Source organism: Micromonospora sp. NPDC002411, assembly GCF_053592955.1.
The window spans coordinates 1-2,736 of the sequence record NZ_JBSFBM010000546.1; the positions used below are offsets into that span (position 1 = coordinate 1).

The 2,736-nt window shown below is 72.0% G+C and carries 2 protein-coding genes and 1 pseudogene; all 3 read left to right on the forward strand.

The window, feature by feature from the left end; genetic code table 11:
• Positions 1-162 precede the first annotated feature (162 nt).
• A complete protein-coding gene (locus tag ACWCO3_RS33615; RefSeq protein ID WP_269678731.1) occupies positions 163-747 on the forward strand; it encodes a DUF3090 domain-containing protein in 585 nt (194 codons plus the stop codon).
• On the forward strand, positions 744-1,562 hold the full coding sequence (locus ACWCO3_RS33620) for an SCO1664 family protein (protein ID WP_354887182.1): 819 nt from the start codon (positions 744-746) through the stop codon (positions 1,560-1,562). The genes ACWCO3_RS33615 and ACWCO3_RS33620 overlap by 4 nt, the downstream gene beginning before the upstream one ends.
• A 67-nt stretch (positions 1,563-1,629) precedes the next feature.
• A pseudogene (gene mshC / locus ACWCO3_RS33625) lies at positions 1,630-2,646 on the forward strand (cysteine--1-D-myo-inosityl 2-amino-2-deoxy-alpha-D-glucopyranoside ligase); the annotation flags it as partial.
• Between the last annotated feature and the right edge of the window lie 90 nt (positions 2,647-2,736).

Sequence of the window (2,736 nt, forward strand, 5' to 3'; positions counted from 1 at the left end):
GTCGGCGTGCAGAGTTACGGCAGCCACTGGCCGTGCCTGCTGCCACAGCACGGTCCCGGCAAGAAGCACGAGCGACCGATCGTCCTGACCGACTGCCGCCGCTGTGGCGATTCAGGTCGGTGGGGTGCGCGGTGCCCTGGCGGGCCGGATAGGGTCGTGGGTATGACCCACCAGGTGCACGCGTTCGAACCGCCGGAGCGGTTCGTCGCCGGGACTGTCGGCCCGCCGGGGGAGCGCGCCTTCTTCCTGCAGGCCCGCGGCGGCGGCCGGCTGGTCAGCGTCGCGCTGGAGAAAGTCCAGGTGTCACTGCTCGCCGAGAAGCTGGAGGAGCTGCTCACCGAGGCGCAGCGTCGCTTCGGGGTGGACCTGCCCGAGCTGGCGCCGGTGATCGGTGACAACGAGCCGCTGGACACTCCGGTCGACGAGGAGTTCCGGGTCGGCACCCTCGGCCTGGCCTTCGACGTGGACACCGCGACAGTGGTGATCGAGGCGATCGCCGCCGGCGAGGTGGAGCCCGAGGTCGAGCTGGGCGACGAGGACGACGAGGACGAGGACGACGACGAGGACGAAGAGCCGGACGAGGACCTGGATCGGCTCCGGGTCCGGCTCACCCCGCAGGCGACCCGCCAGTTCATCGAGCGGGCCCGGCGAGTGGTCAACGCGGGCCGGCCGCCGTGTCCGCTCTGCGGCCAACCGTTGGACCCCGCCGGGCACCTCTGCCCGCGGCACAACGGTTATCACCGGTGACCTCGTCCGGCCTCCAGCCTCGCCAGGACGGTGACGCCGCGCTTCGGCTGCTGCGCGACGGCGTGCTCGACCTGGAAGGTCGGCTGGTCGACGCGTCGAACACGACGCTGCGCGGCATCCTGACCCTGGACGGGGTCACCGCCCGCTGCGTCTACAAACCGGTGCGTGGCGAACGACCGCTCTGGGACTTCCCCGACGGCACCCTGGCCGGCCGGGAGGTCTCCGCGTACCTGGTCTCCGAGGCGACCGGTTGGGGCCTGGTGCCGCCCACAGTGCTGCGCGACGGCCCGTTCGGGCCCGGCTCCTGCCAGCTGTGGATCGACGAGCCGGACGACGCCGAGGCGCTGGTCGGCTTCCTGCCCGCCGACGAGCTGCCGCCCCGCTGGTTCCCGATCGCCGCGGCCCGGGACGACGACGGCAGCGCGTACGTGTTGGCGCACGCCGAGGACCCACGACTGGCCCGACTCGCCGTACTGGACGCGGTGATCAACAACGCCGACCGCAAGGGCGGTCACGTTCTCGTCGGCACTGACGACCGGATCTACGGCGTGGACCACGGGGTGAGCTTCCACGTGGAGGACAAGCTGCGGACGGTCCTCTGGGGCTGGGCCGGTAGGCAGCTTCCCCCGGACGCCGTGGAGATGCTCGACGGGCTCGCCGGGCAGGTCACCGGGGCGCTCGGCGCGGAGTTGGCCGACCACCTGACGATCAGCGAGGTGGCCGAGCTGGCCTCCCGGATCGACCGGTTGCGGGAGACTGGCCGTTTCCCGCAGCCGCCGGAGGACTGGCCGGCGATGCCCTGGCCACCCATGTGAGCCGCTGTCATCTTGATCACCCGTGGGGTGCTCCGGCGTCGTCGCCCGGCTGGTTAGGCTGATCCCCATGGAGTCTTGGGCGGGACACGAGGTGCCACGGCTGCCGGGCACGGGCGAGCCGTTGGCGTTGTACGACTCGGCGCGGCAGGGCGTCCACCCGAGTGACCCGGCCGACGCGGCGAGCATGTACGTCTGCGGCATCACCCCGTACGACGCGACCCACCTCGGTCACGCCGCCACCATGATCACGTTCGACCTGGTGCAGCGGATGTGGCGCGACGCCGGCCGTCCGGTGCGCTACGTGCAGAACGTCACCGACATCGACGATCCGCTGCTGGAGCGGGCCGCCCGCGACGGCGAGGACTGGGTGGTCCTCGCGATGCGGGAGACCGCGCTGTTCCGGGAGGACATGGAGGCGCTGCGGATCATCCCGCCGGCGCACTACGTGGGTGCGGTCGAGTCGATCCCGGACATCGCCGACAAGGTCGAGGTGCTGGTCAAGGACGGTGCCGCGTACCGACTCGACGACGGCACCGGCGACGTCTACTTCGACATCTCCGCCACCGGCCGGTTCGGCTACGAGTCGAACCTGACCCGCGAGCAGATGCTGGAGATCTTCCCGGACCGTGGCGGCGACCCGGACCGGGCCGGCAAGCGCGACCCACTGGACCCGCTGCTGTGGCGCGGGGCCCGCGAGGGTGAGCCGTCCTGGCCGGGCGGAGACCTGGGGCCGGGCCGTCCGGGCTGGCACATCGAGTGCGCCGTGATCGCCCTGAACCTCCTCGGCGACCGGATCGACGTGCAGGGCGGCGGAAACGACCTGCTGTTCCCGCACCACGAGGCCTCCGCCGCGCACGCCGAGCGGCTCACCGGTCAGGCGCCCTTCGCCGAGCACTACGTGCACGCCGGGATGATCGGCCTGGACGGCGAGAAGATGTCCAAGTCCCGCGGCAACCTGGTCTTCGTGTCCCGGCTGCGCGCCGACAAGGTCGACCCGATGGCGATCCGGCTGGCGTTGATCTCCGGGCACTACCGCAGCGACCGTACCTGGACCGACGAGCTGCTCACCGCCGCCCAGGCCCGTCCGAGCTGGACGGCTGGCCGTCGGTCGGCATGCCGGGAGTGATCCGCCCGCGCCGGCGGAGCCGCCGTGGTCGCCGTTGACGGGCCCGGT